We start from the raw sequence: 534 nt of genomic DNA, 5'->3' as shown, positions 1-534 counted from the left end.
GCTTTAGACCCCGATACGGCACGTGCATTTCATGATGAAACGCTACCGCAAGAGTCTGGAAAAGTAGCGCACTTCTGCTCAATGTGCGGCCCTAAATTCTGCTCAATGAAGATTTCTCAAGAAGTCAGGGAGTACGCCAAAGATACAGAGCAAGTTGCCGCGGATCAGGCGATTTCTATCAAGATTTAGATGACCCGCTGGAAGGCATGCGTAAGAAGTCTGAAGAGTTTCGTGCGACAGGCTCAGAGCTTTATCACCCAGCCGTGCACGCCGAGGCGGATGAGTAATGGCTAAAATCCTTATTCCATCGTCGTTAATTCCGCTGACAGGATCTGTTCAGCAGTGTTTATTGTTGGCGAAAGAACAGGGTTTTAGTATTGATGAGATTGAGTTGGGCGTAAGCCCGACTCAATTTATTCAACTTGTTCTTGGGCAAAATACCTTTCGTGTAGGTACCGATCTGATTGACGTATGTGAGGAGGCAGAGACTGCCGATTTTGTACTTTATTACCAATTAGGTCTATCGGTTTCAGA

Annotated in this window: 2 pseudogenes; both read left to right on the top strand. The window is 46.4% G+C overall.

Annotation, left to right across the window (positions count from 1 at the left end):
- A pseudogene (locus tag R7R78_RS29065) lies at positions 1-287 on the top strand (phosphomethylpyrimidine synthase ThiC); the annotation flags it as partial.
- A pseudogene (gene thiE / locus R7R78_RS29060) lies at positions 287-534 on the top strand (thiamine phosphate synthase); the annotation flags it as partial. The pseudogenes R7R78_RS29065 and thiE, both read left to right, overlap by 1 nt.

It is taken from the genome of Vibrio sp. 2134-1, assembly GCF_033339495.1.
Note: the sequence above shows the minus strand (reverse complement) of the source record. Positions and strands in the feature narration are given on the sequence as shown.